We start from the raw sequence: 19,916 nt of genomic DNA on the forward strand, positions 1-19,916 counted from the left end.
CAATTCTCAGTAGGTTCATTTATTTTCGAGACTAGTTCCGATACCTGATAAAGCTACTTTGCATTTAAAATCATAGCAGTATAATCTACCCACTCCGTTTCCGGAATAGCCCTGTCCAAATAAAAATCAGGATGTAACCCCATATCATCTACCGGGAACTCAGGAATACGCAAAGACCTGGAAATACAGTATTCAAAAATAAAATTCCCACCTGGCTCCTTCGCCTCCACCATATTAGACACATCCAACGCACCACCCGTCTTCCGCCCAAAAAACTTTACCTTCTTACTTTGCTTCGCTTTCAGGATAAACTCTTCCGTAGTGCTGAAATTGTTTTCATGAATAATAATACCAATACTCTGCGGATAAGGCAGCACCTTCGCCCTCGTTGTCACCTCCACATCCTTGCCAAAGATATTGACATACTCTCCCAGTTTGCTGTTCATCAATTCAGCTATCTGCTGGTAGGTTTTCTTTTCTTCCGGGTCCAGTCCCTCCCTGTTGGCTACATCTTTCCACATCTGGTTATTCCTGGGGGTGGAATAGAACTCCGCCATTACACTGCGAATAGGGTTGGTATAAATATATGGCACCAGGTTGCTAAAACTTTCATCCGTACCCCCCTGGCAATCTCTCAGGTCAATGATGAGATTAGGGGTGGATGTAATAACGGTATGCAGACTTTTCAATACACTGTCAATCGCGACTTTGTTTTCATAATTGAATGAATTGATGTGCACATATACGGTATTACTGTCTCTCTTATAACCAAATGGCAGCGGACTTGTTTTTAAGCGATAGTATTCGTTGGCTGCAGCATCGGCGGTACTGCGTTTCAGGAAGAAGTTGTCCAGTTGCAGGATGCTTTTCCCTTTACCAAAGAATTGAATTTTCTTCACTACTATCGCTGTGGATTGATTATAGCGGGTAGCCGTTTTAAAATCAGCAGCTACGTCGAATTTTACATCTCCCGGTTTCCAGTTGGCCACAGTAGCCGCCATGACGATTCCCCTATAGCCATTGTTTTGTTTTTGAACAGCAATGGTATAGCCGGGAGATTCCCAAATACCTTCTATGCTATCAGCAGATTGCTTCAGGTATTGTTTAAACTGTTCCGGGGAGAACCTGTTATCATGAATTACTTTAAAACCTGCTTGCGGTGCGGTTTCCGCTGTTTTCGTAAACCGGAAATGATCTGTTCTGAAAAAACGTACCCAGTCCTGTAACTTGCCGATGCAACTGTCAACATCTGTGATGTGCTGCACCTTTTCTGCTATTAACTGGTTATGCAGCTTGTACGCCTCCGGCCCTTTTAACTTAACAATATGGGCATAGCCGGCATCATTCTCTTCAAATGTTTTCTTTACCCATTCAAAACTGGTCTTACAATTACATTGTTGGGCCTGGGCACCGGCGACTAACAATACGAATAATGGTACAAGGATTGTCGATTTCATGACGGTATAACAAAATGGTTTAATCAGGTTATTGGCGTGTGTCCCTACACGCGTGTCTTTGATAACCAAGATAGGAATATTATTGCAAACGCCCACAAAAAGATACTGTGGCAGCTTCGCTGCTTTTATCTTTTCCCACCGGGGCCTGCGGCCGGCCATATCTAATGCCGCGCGCTCAGCTTCATATAAATCAATATCATCAAAATAAAAGTACATACCACCGCCACATATACACTCAGTGATATCGCATGCAGAATGGCCATCCCCCCGCCCGCAGCAGCTGCACCCAAAATCGCCACACCTGTAGCACCCGCTGCCTGCCGTACCGTATTCAGGGCTGCAGATGCCGTTCCTGACAATTGCTTGTCTACACCAGACAAGATACCCGTAGTCATAGAAGGCACCGCCAGTCCCATTCCCATCGGGATAACCAGGAAAGGCAGGAACAACTGCCAGTAAGGCGTATCCTTCCCCGCAACCAGCAAACCTGCAAACCCCAGGGCGAACATCCCCAATCCTACGAGAATAGGCTTACGAATACCATACCTGTTGATCACCCACCCGCTCACTAAATTGGAAATAACAAAACCAATCGTCAGTGGCAAAAATGCAAACCCTGCAGTGAAAGATGTATAATGCAATACATTTTGCAGGTACAAACTTAATATAAACACCGTTCCATAATAAAACCCATTCAATAAAGCCCCCAGCAATAACAACACATTGAATGACGCTGAATGAAAAAGGTACAATGGCAACATCGGATGACTGCCTTTCTTTTCCAGTACAATAAACACAATCAACGCTACTACACTCAACATACATCCTCCGTAAATCAACGGATGCGTAATACCCAGTTTGGGGCCTTCAATGATGGCGCCAATGAGGGTAGTAATAGCAATCATCCAGGCAATGGTACCCGGGAAATCTATTTTCTTTTTCACTGCCGCCAATTCATTTTCCGGCAATTTTATAGTCAGCAGCATCCCCGCTATACACAAGGGCGCATTTACAAAAAAGATATAGCGCCAGTTGCTCACCGATATAATGACACCTCCCACAATAGGCCCCGCAGCAATCGCCGCACTCCCTGCTGCCGTCCACAAGCCTACTGCCCTTGCACGAATAGCAGGCATATGGGCAAAGCGCTGGTTCAGGATAGCCAGTGAACTGGGAATCATGGTAGCCGCGCCAATTCCCTGCACCACCCGCCATACAATCAGCATTCCTGCTGTACCTGCAAAACCACAACCAACAGAAGCAACACCAAATATGAGCATCCCCCACTGAAATACATGCTTTGCCCCAAACAAATCACTCAGGTTCCCTGCTGATAACATTAGTACGGCAAAGGCCAGTGCATAGGCATCTATTACCCATTGCAGCATACTCATATCTGCGTTGAATGTCTTAGCTATTTCGGGTAAGGCGATATTGACAATGGAAACATCTAATTGTGCAACTACAAAAGCAAGGCTGGTTACAGCTGTGATCCATCTAAAACTGGTGCTGACGGTCATGATTACATGAGGGATTTTCTGATACGGCTTAACGACGAAGGTGTAATACCCAGGTAGGAGGCCAGCATAGCCTGTGGTACCCTGTTGGCTAATCCCGGGTAGTATTCTATAAAATGTAAATAGCGGGACTGTGCATCCTGCACCAGCATATTACTGGCGGCTTTCATCTTGCTTTCCAGTACAGAAGCTGTGATCCTGGCAAAGATATCTTTCCAGCCAGGAACAGCTTTATCGAGATAGTCGAAATCGGCTTTTGAAAACACCAGCAATGTACAATCTGTCACCGCTTCAATATATTCTGATGCCGGCAACTCGTCGCGGAAACTGCTGAAGTCTGCAGCAAAACGGTCTTCATATACGAAATAACGGGTAAACCCTTCTCCGGCTTTGTTATAATAACAGATACGGCACACCCCTTCGGTCACATAACCTATTTCACCGGATACCTTGCCGGCTTCGGAGAAACTGGCTCCTTTGGGGAGCTTTTTCCACTGTGCTTTACTTTTGATACTTGCGATCTGTTGTTCAGTCAGGTACCCAAATTGGAGCAGGTACGTAATGAGTGGTTCCATTCATGCAAAATTAGGGTAAGGAACGATAACCTGTATTATCAATTGACAAGTTATTCCTTACCCTATTATAGCAGCTCCCTATTCCTCCCCCTTATTCGTCAACTTCGCCAGCACAAAAAACGCCCCCTTCGATACTACCCTTGCACCTGCCGGCAACTCCTTCACTGCTGTAATAGCTGAATACCCCACGTCAGTAACCCCCTTCGCCACCGGCCACTTTTCAAACTCATATCCATCCTTTGTTGCCTTCATCAAAACAAATACATAATCCTGCCCTGCATGGTTGACTATCGCTGCAGCAGGTACCGCCGGACCTTTTACTGCTCCCGTACTTACTACTGCTGTTACATTCATCCCTTCTATCAAACCTGCTTTATCTCCGTTTACCACAGCATGCACGGGTATCGTTTTTGTATCATTTTCAAATGCAGTGCCTATTGAAAATATTGCTGCTTCATAGGTCTTACCCGGATTGTTCGTCAACGTAAAAGTGATGGCCTGCTGCGGTTTCAATTTAGGCAGGTCCTTCTCATACACAAACAGGTCCAGGTGCAATTCAGAATTATTCACAATCTGCGCCACCGGCGTAGCCGCATCTACATTCGCCCCAATCTCTGCCGTGACATTGCTGATCGTACCACTGATAGGCGCCGTAATTGGTATAGTGGTACTGATCTTTCCGCCAGCTACCGCTATTGGAGAAATACCTAATGTAGCCAGTTGCTGCTGCAGGGCATTCCTGGTAGCAGTGAGGGTAGCCAATTCTGTCTCTACCCTTTGCAGGTTCTTCAATGGCGCTGCATTACCGGCTACCAATTCCTGCTGCCTTTGCTGCTCTATTTTTGCCAGGTTCAATTGGGCCACAGTCATTTGCAATTCCTGTTGAATCTTTGTGAGTTCAGGATTTACCAGTGTAGCAATTACCTCTCCTTGCTTTACATAATCGCCGGGCAACACGGTCAATGATTTTACTATTCCACTGGTCAGCGCGGTTACCAATGCTTTGTTCTGATTAGGCACAGTGAGCATCCCGTTCGACTTGATAGCATCTACCAGGCTTTTCCGGCTCACCGTATCCAACTCAATCCCCACAGCTTTCATTTGTTCCAGTGTGATGAAAGCCACATTTTCTGCTGTTTCCGGTGCAGCCTCCACCGCATGCTCTTCTTTCCGTTGCATACAAGCAGATAATATCAATATGATTCCGAAAAATAATTTCTTCATTTTACCTGTTTAAATAGAAGTTTAATTGAATAGCAGACTGGTTGTATTGATTCAACACATCCAGGTAATTACGTTGTATATCGATAGCCTGTGCCAGGAATTGCGATAACTCTGCAAAACTGATCTCTCCTGCCCGGTAACCGAGGTTGGCGGCTTTGATGATCAGTTCTGCCTGTTGTAAACCTGTAGATTCATAATAGTCCAATAGTTCCTTATTTTTTTGCAATTGCTGTACATCCTGCTGCCGCTCTGTTTGCAATGCCTGCTGCTGGTAATCCAGCAATGACTGTTGATATTGCTTTTCTACCTGTGCAGCTTTGATACTATTATGATAAGCACCTCTGCCAAACAAAGGAACACCTACTGTGAATGAAAATCCCGTATAAGGATCACGCAGGCCATACAATCGTTGTGAGAAAAAACGTCCCTGAAAATCAGGCATACGTGTTTGCCGCGCTACCCTGATCTCTGCATTGGCAATCGCAATATTCTGTTCCTGTTGCTGAATAAAAGGATGGGATGCTGCCAGGCTATCTGCATAGTTGACCGCCACCTTTTCAATGTTGGAGCCCTTTGCCAGATAAACGGTATCCGTATTCAGCAATTTCTTCAACAACGCCTGCTGCACTTTCAGATCACGATCTATGAGCTGTAACTGTACCGTGGTTTCCTTTGCTTTTGCAATCGCTGCAATGCTATCCAGGCCAGCGCTTTCACCGGTCTTTACTCTTAGTACAGCGGCGCCGGACAAAGAAGTATAAATACTATCCAGCCTTGTCCACAGTGCCTGCCTGCGCTGATAATACCAGAGGGAATACCAGGTACTCTGTACTTCTCTTTTTATTTCCAGTATTTTAATGGCACGATTATATGTTGCCGATTTGGATTGCTCACTCAGCAATTGCTTTTTGGCTTTATACAGCCCGGGCCAGTCAAGTGTTTGGGAAAGTCCTATTTTCAGAATTCCTTTTGAATCTGTAGGTCTGAGGTCTTCATTTTCTGCAAAGATGCCGGTGTTTGGAATGGTAGCAGCTGTTCCACTCAGCGCACGGCTCTTTTGCAATTGTAAGTCGGCAGACCTGATCTGCAGGTTTTGCTGCAATGCCTTATCATAAGCCTCATTCAGGCTGATACGTGACTGTGCTTTTACAGAAAATGTACTACCTGTTAATACCAGCAATGTCAGCACCTTTTTATTCACACTGATCATATATAACAGGGGCAATACAATCAGTGTTAATATGGTGGCAGAGAGCAGGCCACCAATCACCACCGTGGCCAGTGGCTTTTGAACTTCAGCACCTGCCCCCGATGACAATGCCATGGGCAGGAAACCTAAGGATGCTACGGTAGCCGTCATCAACACAGGTCGTAATCGCTCCATTGTTCCCCGCCTTATCCGGGTCAATACATTCGTGACCCCTTCTTTTTCCAGTTGATTAAACGTGCCGATTAATACGATCCCATTCAATACTGCTACGCCAAACAAGGCAATGAATCCTACACCTGCTGAAATAGAAAATGGCATTCCCCGCAGCAACAAAGCCAGTACACCCCCAATAGCAGACATAGGAATGGCTGTAAAGATCAGTCCTGCCTGCTTAAAGGAATGAAACGTAAAGTAGAGCAATACAAATATCAACAGCAATGCCGCCGGTACAGCTATCCGCAACCGGGCCGAAGCCTGCTGCAGATTTTCAAAAGTACCGCCATAGGTAAAGTAATAGCCTGCCGGCAACTGATATTTTGCGAGCTTGTCCCTGATCTCTTCCACTACAGATTCCACATCTCTACCTATCACGTTAAAGCCAATCACGATCCTGCGTCTGGCTGCTTCCCTGCTTATCTGCGCCGGACCATCTTTGAAGGCTACATTCGCTACCTGGCTTAACAAAATCTGGTTGCCATTGGGTAATGGAATAAAGAGATTAGCTACATCATCAATACTATTTCTGTGTGCACTATCCAGTCTTACCACCAGGTCAAACTTTCTCTCATTTTCAAATACAGCCCCGGCTACTTCTCCTGCAAATGCAGCACTGACTACCTTGTTGACAGCAGCAATGTTTAATCCATAATTGGCAATACGGATCCTGTCGTATTCAATAGTGATCTGCGGCAAACCGGTAGTCTGCTCTATCTGCGGAGTGGATACACCTTTCACAGTTTGTATCACACCTGCTACTTTGGGTGCAATGGATGCGAGTGTATCTATATTTTCACCGAATATCTTCACCGCCACATCCTGCCGGATGCCCGTCATCAGCTCATTAAAACGCATTTGAATAGGTTGGTTGGCTTCAAAAAACACACCCGGTATGCGGGCCAGTTTTTCTTCCATGAGGTGTGCCAGCTGACTATAATCTTTCGTGGTCGTCCATGCTGACTTTTCTTTCAGCACCACGATCAGGTCTGTCGCCTCTGGCGGCATGGGATCGGTAGGGATCTCCGCACTTCCGGTACGACCAATTACCTCCTTTACCTCGGGAAACGTTTTCAATATCCGGGATGCCTGCATAGAGGTCTCAATACTCTGGCTCAGGGAAGACCCCGGTGGAAGGATGCAATGGAAGGCATAGTCTCCTTCCTGCAGTTGCGGGATGAACTCCCCCCCCATTCTGGCAAATAATATCACCGCCATTATTGTCAGCAACACTGCCACGCCCACCACCACATACTTAAACCGGATAGCCTGGTCCAATGCCTTACTATAAATGCGCTGGAAGTATGCAATCATCTTATCGGCAAAGGTGACTTTCTGCGCGATCTGCTTTGGCAAAAACAAAGCAGACATCATCGGGATGTAAGTCAGTGACAGCAGTAAAGCACCTAATATCGCAAAGCCTACCGTCTGTGCCATGGGCCGGAACATCTTTCCTTCAATGCCTACCAATGTGAGGATAGGTATATATACGACCAGGATAATAATCTCTCCAAAAGCCGCGCTATTCCTGATCTTTGAAGCAGCAACAAATACCTCTTCGTCCATCTCTGCCTGTGTCAGTTTTTGCCTGGTGGTGCGCCCTGCCAGGTGGTGCAGGGTCGCTTCTACAATGATCACAGAACCATCCACAATCAAACCAAAGTCGATTGCTCCCAGGCTCAATAAATTTGCCGATACATGGAATACATTCATCAATCCCAACGCAAAGAGCATAGACAATGGAATGGCGGATGCCACAATGATGCCTGCGCGTATATTTCCTAAAAATAATACCAGTACAAAGATGACAATCAGTGCCCCTTCTACCAGGTTTCGTTCTACAGTGCTGATAGCACGGTTTACGAGACTGGTACGATCCAGGTAGGGTGCTATCACCACATCATCAGGGAGGGCGGTTTTAATCTGCTCCATCCTTGCTTTCACCCGCTTCACCACTTCTGCACTATTGGCCCCTTTTAGCATCATGATGATACCTCCAACTACTTCCTCTTCTCCATTCAGCGTCATGGCTCCATAGCGGACAGCGCTTCCAAATCTCACATTGGCTACATCTTTCATGTAGACAGGTATGCCAGCGGGGTTCTTAATTACAATATTGCCGATGTCTTCCAGTGAAGTTACCAAACCAATACCCCTGATAAAATAAGCATTGGGCTTCTTATCAATATAAGCACCGCCAGTATTCTGGTTGTTCTGCTGCAGGGCGGTAAAGATTTCCGGGATACTTACATTCATGGCCTTTAGGCGGTCAGGATCTACAGCTACTTCATATTGTTTGAGCATGCCGCCGAAGCTATTCACCTCTGCAATGCCCGGTGTGCCGTAGAGTTGGCGGGTTACAATCCAGTCCTGCATAGATCGCAGGTCGGCAGCATTGTATTTATGTTCACTGCCTTTTTTAGGGCGTAATACATATTCATAAATCTGCCCCAGGCCGGTGCTCACCGGCGCCAGCTCCGGCATAGATACTCCTTCGGGTATGCGTGTTCTTACTTCCGTTAATCGTTCATTGATGAGTTGCCGGGCAAAATATACATCTACCTTATCGTCGAATACAGCGGTGATTACAGATAGACCGAACCTTGATACAGAACGGATTTCTACCAGGTCCGGCAGGTTGGCAATGCTTTGTTCAACGGGATAAGTTACAAATTGCTCTACCTCCTGGGTGGCGAGTGTAGGTGCGTTGGTAATAATCTGAACCTGGTTATTGGTAATGTCCGGCACGGCATCGATGGGTAAGCGCAGGGCGCTCCACACACCCCATACGATGAGTATGGCCGTGAGGCATCCAATCACCAGTTTATTGTTTATACTAAACCTGATGACTTTATCTAACATAATAAATAGTTTGTCTCATGGCAGGGCGCCATGCAGCATAAAATTTTGTAATTGTGGGATGCAATTACCCTAACCGGGGAGGTTGTAATAAGGAACGGGTGTATGGAGATGCCCGCATAGACTGGTAAGCAGAGATATGCTTAACGGGTGGAATGGCAATAGAAAATTCAGGGGTAGTAGCCCGGGCAAGGATTACGCCGGCTGTGCAGGAGGAGCAGGAGGCGGTGAATGGGGAGCATTCACCTTTGTCCTTTTTTGAGTTGTTGGTGGTGGTGGTTTCCTGCGCACAACTATCCCATACACAACAAGGTGTGATGGTTTCACCGAGAACGATGAGGGATAGTATGAAAACCAGCAGGAACTTCATGGGGGCAAATATAAGTAAATATCTTATTATTGGGCAATCATACCAACTCCACCAGCAGTTGGATAATCTGTAAACCCTTTTTCACCGCCCTCGTAAAAGAGCTAATTGGCTTTCACTTTCCATACCCTGTTTTCTTTATCATCGGTAATAAACAGGTCGCCGTTGCGACTCATGGTAATGCCTACCGGCCTTCCACGCACCGTACCAGCTACACTGTCTTTTACAAACCCGGTGAGGAAGTCTTCTCCCGATCCTGCAGGTTTTCCATTTTTAAAGGGGATAAAGATTACCTTATAACCGGATATGGGCTTCCTGTTCCATGAGCCATGCTGGGTAATAAAAGCACCGTTCCGATATTTGTCAGGAAAACTTTTTGCGGTATAAAAAACCAATCCCAGGTTCGCACTATGCGCAGGCAATGGAAGATCAGGCACAATGGCTTTTTCCACCAATCCCGGTGGTGCAGCAGGTACACGTGGGTCGATATGCTGTCCGAAATAACTATATGGCCAGCCATAAAAACCACCCCGTTTTACATGGGTAAAATAATCAGGTACCAGGTCATTGCCCAATTCATCTCTTTCATTCACTACCGCCCACATATCATCTGTACCAGGCGCCCATGCGATGGTGACAGGGTTCCTGATACCGGAAGCATATAACTGTAATCCACTTCCATCCATATTCATTTCCAATATGGCCGCGCGCAATTGTTCTTTCTCAATTCCTTTCTCTCCATGATCATCACCCGATCCAACTGCTACATAGAGTTTAGTATGTGCCGGGTTCACCAGCAGGTTCCTTGTCCAGTGACGATTTGCTTTCCCGGCAGGCAGATCAGCGATTTTTACACCAGCAGCTGTGATAGCTGTGGCCCCCTCTTTGTAGGGAAACCGCCATATAGCGTCCGTATTTGCCACATAGAGCTGATCACCAACCAGGAGCATACCGAATGGCTGATGCAGACCGGAGAGGAAGGTGGTTCTTGTTTCAGGTACACCATCATTATCTGCATCCCGGAGCAGGGTGATGCGGTTCGCGCTTTTCTTTACGCTGTTGGAATGGGTGGCGCCCACAATAGCCGCACCTATTTTTTTGAAGAACCCGTAGTGGCTGTTGGATTCCGCCACCAGCAGGTCTCCATTGGGTAGTTCATACATCCAGCGGGGATTTTGGAGGTCAGCAGCAAATAAGCTCACGGTAAAGCCTGCCGGTGCTATTGGCCGCTCATTTTCTGCCCAGCCCTGTACCTTACTGTATTTGGTAACAGATTTTGTAGCATGTGGGGGCGGCAATTGCTGCGCATAATTATAAAGGGGCAACCACAGCAGCAACAATGATATTTTCATAACAGTACATTTCTGACTGTTATACAAAAGATTTGCCGCAATAAAGAAGAATTCTATTATCGCCTCGGTAGCTACCCGGAATGCTGTGCATGTAGAATCATTGACCTGCAACAACCCATTGAAGCAGGCGCCATCAGATTTATTTATATCAGCATGTTTCCGCCATCGACGATTACCCTTTGTCCTGTGCTGTAGGGTTGTTTCATGAGGTAGAGGTAAGTCCGGGCAATGTCTTCCGGCTCGCCTATCCGTTTCAGGGGCAATGCCTGTGCAAGGTTGTCAAACAGTTGTTCTCTTGCTGCAGCATCCAGGCTATCCCACAGATTTGACCGCACCAAACCGGGAGATACGATATTTACCCTCACAGGGGCCAATTCTAAGGCCATTACGCGGGTAAAACCTTCCATAGCTGCACAGATACTACTGCCTATGCTCCAGCTGATATTGGGCTTAATAGCAGCAATTCCGCTGGTCAGGGTAATGGACCCTCCGGGGTTGATATGGGGAGCGCCATATTTTACAGCGGCGACAGCACCCCAGTACCGGATATCAAAATACCGGCGGCTGGCGCTGAGGTCCATGTCTTTGATAACGGACAATGAGAGATTTTCACCGGCGGTGTAGACCAGGTGATCGAAGTTGCCAAAGGATGCGAAAAACGACTGAATTGATTTTTCGTCGCTGAGGTCTGTTGCAAAAAGAGTGGTTTGCGGTGGCAGCTGCTGCGCGGCTGCTTCCAGTCTTTTTTGATTTTTAGATACGATTGTAATGACAGCGCCTTCTGCGGCAGCGGCTTTTGCGGTAGCCAGTCCTAATCCGGTGCTTCCGCCCAGGATGAGCACCTTTTTGTTTGTTAAATTTTCCATGATGTAAAACTACCCCGCATCATTTCCAATCTATTTACCATTTGGTAAATTCTTACGAATCCGGCTAAGGGATTGCTGGGTAATACCCAGGTAAGATGCAATGTACCCTAATGGTACCCGGGCTGCAATATCAGGGAGCTTTTCAAGAAATAAACGGTAGCGGGTAGTGGCATCGTGGCCATGCAGCATATTTTTGAAACGGATCTTTTGTAATAATCCCTGGGTGGTTTGCAGGTCAAACATCTTTTTGAATTCCTCATCTTCTTTGACCAACTGGTTAAATGCATCCTTTCCAATCACTGATACCTCCACATCTGTAGCCGCCTGTATGCCTTCCAGCGCAGGTACCTGCTCAAAAAAACTGCCCAGTATTGTACAGAAATAATTCTCCTTCAGAAAATAGTGGGTGATATCATCTCCCTTGTCAGAAGTAGACATAATGCGCACTATGCCCTGGTTAATAAAATACAGGTGCCTGCAAATACCGCCGGGGGCAAATAGGAGATCTCCTTCCCTGAAGGATTGCGTTTCAAAACGACCTTTCCAATCCATAGCTACAAATATAGTAACTTGCCCGCATGAGAACCAATGAACAGGATAATGCCCTATTTGAAGATGAGGGGAAATTTAAACTGGCGGCAGTAGTGCCGATGCATATGTATTGAATGAGTGCGTGGCATGGTTTAACCTGGGTGCATATATTATAAATCAACCTGGCCAAAGCTGCATGGGGGAAATAAATATCTTTAAATTAAATTTACACAATGAACAAAAGCAGGCTTGAAGCATTCAGTGACGGCGTCCTTGCCATCATCATCACCATCATGGTACTGGAAATCAAAATCCCCCACGGCACAGACATCTCTGCCATAAAACCCCTCATCCCCGTTGCACTCTCTTACCTCTTCAGTTTTATCTATGTAGGTATCTACTGGAATAATCACCATCACCTGTTCCACATTGTCAAAGAAGTAAATGGCGCTATCCTGTGGGGCAACCTCCACCTGCTCTTCTGGATATCCCTCCTCCCCTTTGCCACCGGCTGGATAGACGAGAATCACTTTGCCTCCCTCCCTGTTGCCTTCTACGGTTTCATTCTTTTCATGTGCGGTGCCTCCTGGAAATTACTGACGGTTATTATTATCAAACATGAGGGTACAAACTCCCGCCTCAAACAAGCCTATAAAAGCGATTACAAAACCTATCTTTCCATTGCCCTGTACGTGGCAGGTATCTCGGTAGCATGGTACTATCCAGCTATCAGCATCTTTTTTTATGTACTGATTGCTATTATCTGGTTCATACCCGACAGGAGAATAGAACGCAACCTGGAAAAACACCGTGGAATATCTTAATTTTAAGGATAAACCTTCATCCATATGAGCAATAACATCAAGAAAGAAGATATTAAACAGGAAGTCTTTGACCTGTATGACGATTATGCCCATAATCGCCTGAGCAGGCGGGACTTTATTGACAAGCTTTCGATATATGCAGTAGGGAGCCTTACAGTGCCGGCATTGATGAGTTTCCTGATGCCGAACTACCAGGATAATGTGCAGGTAAAACCAGATGATCCCCGCCTGAAAACGGAGTATATTACTTACAATTCGCCTAAAGGTGGAGGCAGTATCAAAGCGCTCCTGTCAAAACCCGCTGATGCGAAAAAACCATTGGGTGGAATTGTAGTTGTGCATGAGAACAGGGGCCTGAATCCTTATATTGAAGATGTGGCAAGGAGTGCAGCATTGGCAGGGTTTATTACCATTGCACCGGATGCATTGACCCCATTGGGTGGATATCCGGGGTCTGACGATAAAGGTCGGGAGCTGCAGGCGAAGAGAGATAAGAATGAAATGCTGGAAGATTTTATTGCGGCTTTTGAATATTTAAAGGGCAATAAGGATTGTAATGGCAAAGTAGGGGTGGTAGGATTCTGCTTTGGTGGATGGATTGCCAATATGATGGCGGTGAAATTGCCGGATCTGGCGGCAGCAGTGCCTTTTTATGGTGCACAGCCTTCGCGGGAGCAGGTAGCGCAGATTAAAGCGCCGCTTTTATTGCATTTTGGTGAGTTGGATACACATGTGAATGAAGGCTGGCCGGCTTATGAGGCGGCGCTGAAAGAAGAGAAGAAGGAGTATACGGCCTATATGTACCCGGGGGTGAATCATGGGTTCCATAATGATACGACGCCGAGGTATGATAAGGCTGCGGCGGAGTTGGCGTGGAAGCGGACAATTGAGTTTTTTAAGGAAAAGCTTTCGTAGATGCGTTGAAAAATATAAAAAAGGTCGGAAGTGATTCCGGCCTTTTTCTTTTTGGCCTTTGCAACCGATCGCGGTAAATTGAAAAAAGGCTTTTTTTTGAGCCTTATTGTAGAAGTTATTACATTTGCTTTAGCCTCAACATCAAAAGCTCAACCAAAAGGACGCAGTGCATGTGATTCCAATTCTATACATACAACAAACAACTAGATGAAAAACAAACCACAACCAGTGCCTTTTACATTCGGGGTACTAGTAGCCCTTCTTTCCTTATTCCCTTTTCTGACCTGCTCCGCACAGTCCTACACCCTCAAGATAAAAAAGGGGGATTACTGGCTGGGAGGTGGCCTGGGTATACAGGGTTCTGTAGCTCCTATGGGGCAATATATTGGTACAGCTGCCAATCTTTCTGCCAAAGGCGGATATTTTGTAGCAGATAAGTTGTCTGTCGGGATAACCGTGACCGGAGGTTTTAGTCTTGTAGACAAGAAAGACAAAGGTGTCTATACGCGGGGGATCAGTCTCCTGGTGGGACCTCTTGTCAATTACCACATCCCCATTTCCAGGAACTTCTTCCTGGAGCCGATAATATGTACTACCTGGGGACCAGTAAGTGTGAAGAGTATGGTGAGTGCCAGCCCGGAGCAGTATGTAAAAGTGAAAGGTCATGCTTTTTGCGAGATTGGCGGGATAGGCCCTTTCTTTGAGGTCATTCCGCAGAAAGCGGAGTTCGGTGTGCAGCTGCTGGTAGCGGTGTTACAGCAGAGTACGACCATCTATGACACAAACGGGAATGCTGTTCCAGGGTCAAAAGTGTGGGATAATAAAACAGGGCCTGCTATGAACGTAGAGTTCAGATTGCATTTTTAATGTGGTGGGGATGGTTTGTGCTTCCGGTAAAACCTTAAAAAGGGGGGCGCATCATAAATGATGCCCCCCATTTTATAGTTTCAACCTGAATATTTTATAGGGTAATACCGGAGAATACGTGATCTGGGAACAGGATATATATAAGTACCCATCTGCAGAAATACTATAACTATCCGGCCATAATAACTGCTTTTTATCCTGCGCGATATAATGCATCTGCAAATCAGGCGTGATCTTCACAATTGCACTCTTCTCCAGGTCGCCCAGGTAAAGATTACCGGCGGTGTCACAAATCATCCCATCTGTCGTTACAAACCTGCCCAGGTCTTTTACACTGTCCTGCAGGGTTTTCATAGACGTCTTGAAGTTCCGCAGCAGACTGGTATTGATCCGGTACAGTTTATCATCCGTGAGCGGCTTGTAGTATAACCATTGCTGATCGGCCGTGAGGGCTATACCATCTGAATTGACCGTCATCTGCCTGCCATTCAGTTCAAAATGATACGCCTTGTCAGATTGAACAGAATAGTGATCATGCAGTACCAGCCTGGATTCTCCTGTTTTAATATTCAGCACTACAATTCCACCATTGGTAGATGTAGTCATATATGCAAACCCGTGCTCATTGTCAATCCTGATGTCGTTCAGATAACTATCCTTACCGGCCACGGTTTCGGGGAAATGATAGATTTTGTCTACCTGGTTTGTAGCCAGATTTATTTTCAACAGTTTGTTGGCACCCTGGTACACCGGTCCTAAGCCAATTCCGGCAGCATCCACCACCCACAAAAATCCCTGGTCATCTGCCACTACCGACTGTACACATACAAATTTGTTCTGTCCATCTTCCCCCTTATGAAAACTATTCCAGGCACTATCCGGGTAAGGAACTGGTTTACCATTCACCACTTCCACCACGGAGTACCCGTGTTTGTCGCCCCAATAAGGATAATTGGTAAATAAGCGGCCATCTTTGGCAACCGCTACACCTGTAAGCTGGTAAGCGGAATCTGCGAATACCTGTTCCAGTTCAGGTACTGCCGGAGAAGTCGCAACACTATCGGTGGTAGTTTTAGTAGTTTGCCCGTTATTGCACGCTGCCAGGAAAATCCCCAGCACAAGAAGGTTCAATTTCGACATAAGTCCTGCATTTTTGTTGATGCAGCAAATTTAAGAAAGTTGTGCTTTATGATCATGGTTCCATCTGGGTACATCAATATCAAATCCAAAGAGGTCCAGTGCTCTTGCTACTGTATGGGTTACAATTTCATCGACCGACTGCGGTCGCAGATAGAAGGCCGGCACAGGAGGCATAATGATTCCGCCCATTTCTGTGATCTGGGTCATGCTTCGCAGGTGGCCCAGATGTAAAGGTGTTTCCCTGAATAACAAGACCAGTCTTCTTCTTTCTTTCAGCACCACGTCTGCCGCCCTGGATAAGAGGGAGCTGGTAATACCGGTGGCGATCTCAGACATGGTTTTTACAGAGCAGGGCGCAATGAGCATTCCTAAGGTTTTGAATGAGCCACTTGCAATAGCGGCTCCTACATCGGCAGTAGGATAGATCACATCGGCCAGGGATAGCAACTCTTCATGTTTGATATCAGTTTCGTAGGTTCTTACCAGTTCCGACGCTTTGCTCACTACCAGGTGTGTTTCCACATCCTGTTCCTGCAGCAGTTGCAGTGCACGAATACCATATTGCAGGCCGGTGGCGCCACTGATGCCTATTATAATCCTTTTTTTCATGATGGTATATTATAAATTCCCGCCCCTGCAGGGGCGGGAATAATTAAACTAATGGAAGAGTAACCTCCAATAATGTGAGAATATCATTACCAGCAATAACGCGGGCAACATATTAGCTATAGGGAATTTTTTGATACCGCAGATTCTGAAACCTGTTACGAACATGATAATACCGCCACAGGCAGAGAAGTCGGCAACCAGCTGGGGTGTGGTCAAAGGCAGGATCACTCCGGCCAGCAAATACAGTCCGCTGAGAATAATGAATTGCGGAATGACCGTGGTGGCCACTATAAAGCCCAGAAAAGTAGCGAAGATAGCGGATGTAAAGAAGTCCAGCATAGCTTTGGATACCAGCACAGTAGGATCATGTGTGATACCTTCGTTCAATGCCCCAAAGATACCTGTACCACTTGCACTGAAGAGTACCAGTACGCTCACAAAGTTCTGCAGGAAAGCCTGCGGATCTTCATCGGCTTTTCTTCCCGGGAATATTTTCTGAATAGGCCCGTTGACACGGATAGCCGCCCACTCAATCCCCTTTTCAATTTTGAGCAGTTCACCCAGCGCACTACCCACCAGCAGTGCCAGGATTACCGGTGGCAGCATGCTCACCTTCACCACTGAGTTGATACCCAGGGCCATAGAAGCTGCACCAAATGTAAGGGGAAGTGCAATACGGAGGCGTTCGGGAATCTTGTTGCCCATAGTAGCGCCGAGGATGGAGCCAGTTAATGTAGCGACGGAATTTATAATTGGTCCGGTTAGCATATGTTTTTTTTTTAGTGAGCTGGCCAAAGGAGTGCCTTCGGCCAGCCCGGTTTTTTTCATCCGTTTATTTAAACCACTCAGGTAAATAAGGCGTTGCGTCAATTTCTTTGAACTGTGCACGTTTGAATCTTTCTTTCTGGTTCCATGGAACAGTGCAGTCAAAGATAGTTTTGGTAGAAATACCCTTGCCTAAAATTTTAGGATCGAATGATGGGTCCTGTGATGGATCCAGCGGGTGACAGCGAACACCGGGAATAAAGATGGTGCTGATATCGCCCTGGTAGCGGGTAGTCATGGCCCAGAATACATCATTGCTGTCGAAGATGTCTACATCTTCATCCACCAGGATCACCTGTTTCAGCTCATAATAAGCCGCAAAGGCAACCAGCGCAGCTTGTCTTTCACGCCCCTGGTCAGTAGGTTTGGTTTTCTGAATTTGCAGAATGCTCATAAATTTACCACCACCGGCGGTGTGTGCATATACGTTTTTCAGCAGGCCAGGCAGCGCAGCTTCTACAGCGTTGTAAATGCTTGCTTCTGTTGGAATACCTGCCAGGCTGGTATGTTCTTCTCCGGGACCGATCAGTGTCTGTAAAATAGGGTTTTTACGGGTAGTAATGGCAGTCACCCTGATCAGGGGCAGGGATTGGTTCGCAGGCCCGTTATAACCGGGGAATTCAGGCATAGCATGGCCTGTGTTGGTGTTCTGATCTTCTACCACTCTTACGTTTGGCAGAATTTCACCTTCGATCACGATTTCGGCCTTAGCGATAGCATGTTGGTTGATGGTAAGGGACTTTACCAGTTCTACTGGTTTCCTGCGCAGGCCACCGGCTATGGACAGCTCGTCAAAGCCAAATGGGGTGGTAGGCGCTTCAAAACAGGAGCCGATCATGATAGCAGGATCAAGGCCCATGTTGATGGTTATAGGAAGTGGTTTGCCAGCTTTTTCTGCTTTTTCACGGAAGGCATCAATGTGCCGGCCGGGTGCAAAATAGATAGAGATGGTATCTTTGCCTTGTACGCAGAGGCGGTGAATAGTCACATCGCTGTGGCCTGTTTCAGGATCAGATCCTAACACCAGCCCTTCGCAGAAATAAGGGCCTGCATCTTCGGGAGTATTGGTTGGAGCGGGCAGTATTTTTCTCAGGTCAAAATCCGTGTCGGTAGCTTTGTACACTACCTCCTGGCAGGGTGCACCAGCATTGGGTACTACTACAGGGGCAATGTAATTCTTTACAGCCTGGCCCATGTATTTACCCAGTTCTGCGGCTGGTGCACCCAGCATTGCTGCTACCCTGTCTCTGCTGGCCAGCAGGCCCACCAGTACTTTTGCACCCGGATACCCCTTTACGTTATTGAACATCATGGCAGGGCCCAGGCGGGTAGGACGTTGCACTGTACCACCCGCACCTATTTGTTTGTATACCCCAGCCAGGTCGGCATTGGGATCGATCAGTACATCAGTTTCATGATATTGCTGTGGAATTGTTTTCAATAATTCCAATGCACTTCGCAAGTCGTCGATTGCTATTGGTTTGTTATCCTTACTCATTGTGTAATTATTTTAGACAAAGTTCAGTCTTCACCCATCGCCGGGCTTGCACTATTGACTTATTAAATAGGATAATTCAAACCGGATTAAAATCAGTCCACTGACTGTCTGCGGTCAGGCGGGAAGGGAAAGTGGCCCCTTAATTTTGAATTTCAAACGTATGCTATGCACGCCAACAGCATTCAGCACCATGAGTTCATCAATTACTCAGGGCTATATAGAGAAAAGAACACGCACAAAGAAAATTATATCTATTGCGAAACAATAGAAAGCAGAAGCAAGGATTTCAACTGGGAAGTAGACGCACATTTTCATAGTTCACTGTACCAGGTATTCTATGTAGAAAGTGGATATGCTACTTTTTATTCTGCCGATGAGCAGATCAGTCTCGAAGCGCCTTTCATGGTCTTTATTCCCCCACTGAGCATTCACGGATTTCATTTCGGTGCACATATAGATGGCCGGATTCTTACCTTTTCTGATTTTTATACTGAGACGCTGCATGAGCGATATCCGAATATCCTGCATGCGCTGGAGACGGTCTATGTGCTTAAAGGAGATGCACTGCCTGCATTTGGCGATTCATTCAATAAAATTCATACTGAATTCAATGAGTCTAAAGTAGGGAAAGAAATTATGCTGGAACATATGCTTTACCTGCTGGTATTGCAATTCTATCGTTACTCCAATGAACAACCTTCACCGAAATCTGCGCACAATAACAACTTATATTATTTCAAGAAATTCCAGCACCTGATTAAAGTATCCAGGAGTCCGTTCACCAGTTTACAAGTGTATGCAGATCACCTGCACATCACTGCCAAACACCTGAACAGGATTTGCCGTTCGCTCAAACAAATGTCTGCACTACAGGTAGTACAGGTGGAACTGATATTAAAAGCAAAAGCTCATTTGTATCATTTCAATTCCAATATTTCTGAGATTGCTTATGAACTGGGTTTTGATGATCCTTCTTATTTTACCAGGCTCTTTAAAAAACATACCGGGTTAACACCTAACGAGTATCGCAAACAAATTCCGCTGTCAAAAATAGAAGCATGATCCGG

17 protein-coding genes are annotated in these 19,916 nt (G+C 46.2%); 4 read left to right on the forward strand and 13 right to left on the reverse strand.

The window, feature by feature from the left end; all coding sequences use genetic code 11:
• Positions 1 to 53: 53 nt before the first annotated feature.
• The 9 genes from ABDW16_RS19460 to ABDW16_RS19500 all read right to left on the reverse strand — a co-directional run bounded on the left by ABDW16_RS19460 (position 54) and on the right by ABDW16_RS19500 (position 12,192).
• On the reverse strand, positions 54 to 1,457 hold the full coding sequence (locus ABDW16_RS19460) for a S41 family peptidase (RefSeq protein WP_343672048.1): 1,404 nt from the start codon (positions 1,455 to 1,457) through the stop codon (positions 54 to 56).
• Positions 1,458 to 1,618: 161 nt separating this feature from the next.
• On the reverse strand, positions 1,619 to 2,977 hold the full coding sequence (locus ABDW16_RS19465) for an MFS transporter (protein WP_343672050.1): 1,359 nt from the start codon (positions 2,975 to 2,977) through the stop codon (positions 1,619 to 1,621).
• A 2-nt stretch (positions 2,978 to 2,979) separates the two neighbouring features.
• A complete protein-coding gene (locus ABDW16_RS19470) occupies positions 2,980 to 3,549 on the reverse strand; it encodes a Crp/Fnr family transcriptional regulator (RefSeq protein WP_343672051.1) in 570 nt (189 codons plus the stop codon).
• A gap of 78 nt (positions 3,550 to 3,627) precedes the next feature.
• The gene (locus ABDW16_RS19475) at positions 3,628 to 4,773 is read right to left on the reverse strand and encodes an efflux RND transporter periplasmic adaptor subunit (protein WP_343672053.1); all 1,146 of its coding nucleotides are present in this window, start codon (positions 4,771 to 4,773) and stop codon (positions 3,628 to 3,630) included.
• A 1-nt stretch (position 4,774) separates the two neighbouring features.
• Positions 4,775 to 9,058: a CusA/CzcA family heavy metal efflux RND transporter gene (locus tag ABDW16_RS19480; RefSeq protein WP_343672056.1), complete on the reverse strand. Its 4,284-nt coding sequence runs from the start codon at positions 9,056 to 9,058 to the stop codon at positions 4,775 to 4,777.
• Positions 9,059 to 9,122: 64 nt separating this feature from the next.
• Positions 9,123 to 9,425, reverse strand: a complete 303-nt coding sequence (locus tag ABDW16_RS19485) for a hypothetical protein (protein ID WP_343672057.1) — start codon at positions 9,423 to 9,425, stop codon at positions 9,123 to 9,125.
• Positions 9,426 to 9,526: 101 nt separating this feature from the next.
• A complete protein-coding gene (locus ABDW16_RS19490; protein WP_343672058.1) occupies positions 9,527 to 10,774 on the reverse strand; it encodes a sorbosone dehydrogenase family protein in 1,248 nt (415 codons plus the stop codon).
• A gap of 143 nt (positions 10,775 to 10,917) precedes the next feature.
• The gene (locus ABDW16_RS19495) at positions 10,918 to 11,640 is read right to left on the reverse strand and encodes an SDR family oxidoreductase (RefSeq protein ID WP_343672059.1); all 723 of its coding nucleotides are present in this window, start codon (positions 11,638 to 11,640) and stop codon (positions 10,918 to 10,920) included.
• 30 nt (positions 11,641 to 11,670) lie between these two features.
• Positions 11,671 to 12,192, reverse strand: coding sequence for a Crp/Fnr family transcriptional regulator (locus ABDW16_RS19500; protein WP_343672061.1), 522 nt, complete (start codon positions 12,190 to 12,192; stop codon positions 11,671 to 11,673).
• Positions 12,193 to 12,404: 212 nt separating this feature from the next.
• On the opposite strand from ABDW16_RS19500, the gene ABDW16_RS19505 reads away from it, so the two are divergent.
• The 3 genes from ABDW16_RS19505 (at position 12,405) to ABDW16_RS19515 (ending at position 14,777) form a co-directional block, all read left to right on the forward strand.
• The gene (locus tag ABDW16_RS19505; protein WP_343672063.1) at positions 12,405 to 12,995 is read left to right on the forward strand and encodes a TMEM175 family protein; all 591 of its coding nucleotides are present in this window, start codon (positions 12,405 to 12,407) and stop codon (positions 12,993 to 12,995) included.
• A gap of 24 nt (positions 12,996 to 13,019) precedes the next feature.
• Entirely contained in the window at positions 13,020 to 13,910 is an 891-nt protein-coding gene (locus ABDW16_RS19510; RefSeq protein WP_343672065.1) for a dienelactone hydrolase family protein, read from the forward strand.
• 207 nt (positions 13,911 to 14,117) lie between these two features.
• Positions 14,118 to 14,777 carry a hypothetical protein gene (locus ABDW16_RS19515; protein WP_343672067.1) on the forward strand — a complete coding sequence of 220 codons (660 nt, stop codon included), beginning with the start codon at positions 14,118 to 14,120 and terminating at the stop codon, positions 14,775 to 14,777.
• A gap of 72 nt (positions 14,778 to 14,849) precedes the next feature.
• On the opposite strand, the gene ABDW16_RS19520 is transcribed toward ABDW16_RS19515, so the two are convergent.
• The 4 genes from ABDW16_RS19520 to ABDW16_RS19535 form a co-directional block, all read right to left on the reverse strand.
• Entirely contained in the window at positions 14,850 to 15,917 is a 1,068-nt protein-coding gene (locus tag ABDW16_RS19520) for an L-dopachrome tautomerase-related protein (protein WP_343672069.1), read from the reverse strand.
• 30 nt (positions 15,918 to 15,947) lie between these two features.
• Positions 15,948 to 16,526, reverse strand: coding sequence for a UbiX family flavin prenyltransferase (locus tag ABDW16_RS19525; RefSeq protein WP_343672070.1), 579 nt, complete (start codon positions 16,524 to 16,526; stop codon positions 15,948 to 15,950).
• A 48-nt stretch (positions 16,527 to 16,574) separates the two neighbouring features.
• A complete protein-coding gene (locus tag ABDW16_RS19530; protein WP_343672071.1) occupies positions 16,575 to 17,294 on the reverse strand; it encodes a DUF554 domain-containing protein in 720 nt (239 codons plus the stop codon).
• Between the two features lie 64 nt (positions 17,295 to 17,358).
• Positions 17,359 to 18,849, reverse strand: coding sequence for a UbiD family decarboxylase (locus ABDW16_RS19535; protein WP_343672072.1), 1,491 nt, complete (start codon positions 18,847 to 18,849; stop codon positions 17,359 to 17,361).
• Between the two features lie 165 nt (positions 18,850 to 19,014).
• Between ABDW16_RS19535 and ABDW16_RS19540 the strand changes: the two genes are divergently transcribed.
• Positions 19,015 to 19,911 carry a helix-turn-helix transcriptional regulator gene (locus tag ABDW16_RS19540; RefSeq protein WP_343672073.1) on the forward strand — a complete coding sequence of 299 codons (897 nt, stop codon included), beginning with the start codon at positions 19,015 to 19,017 and terminating at the stop codon, positions 19,909 to 19,911.
• Positions 19,912 to 19,916 lie beyond the last annotated feature (5 nt).

The sequence above is a fragment of the Chitinophaga sp. genome (assembly GCF_039596135.1).
Taxonomy (GTDB): Bacteria; Bacteroidota; Bacteroidia; order Chitinophagales; family Chitinophagaceae; genus Chitinophaga.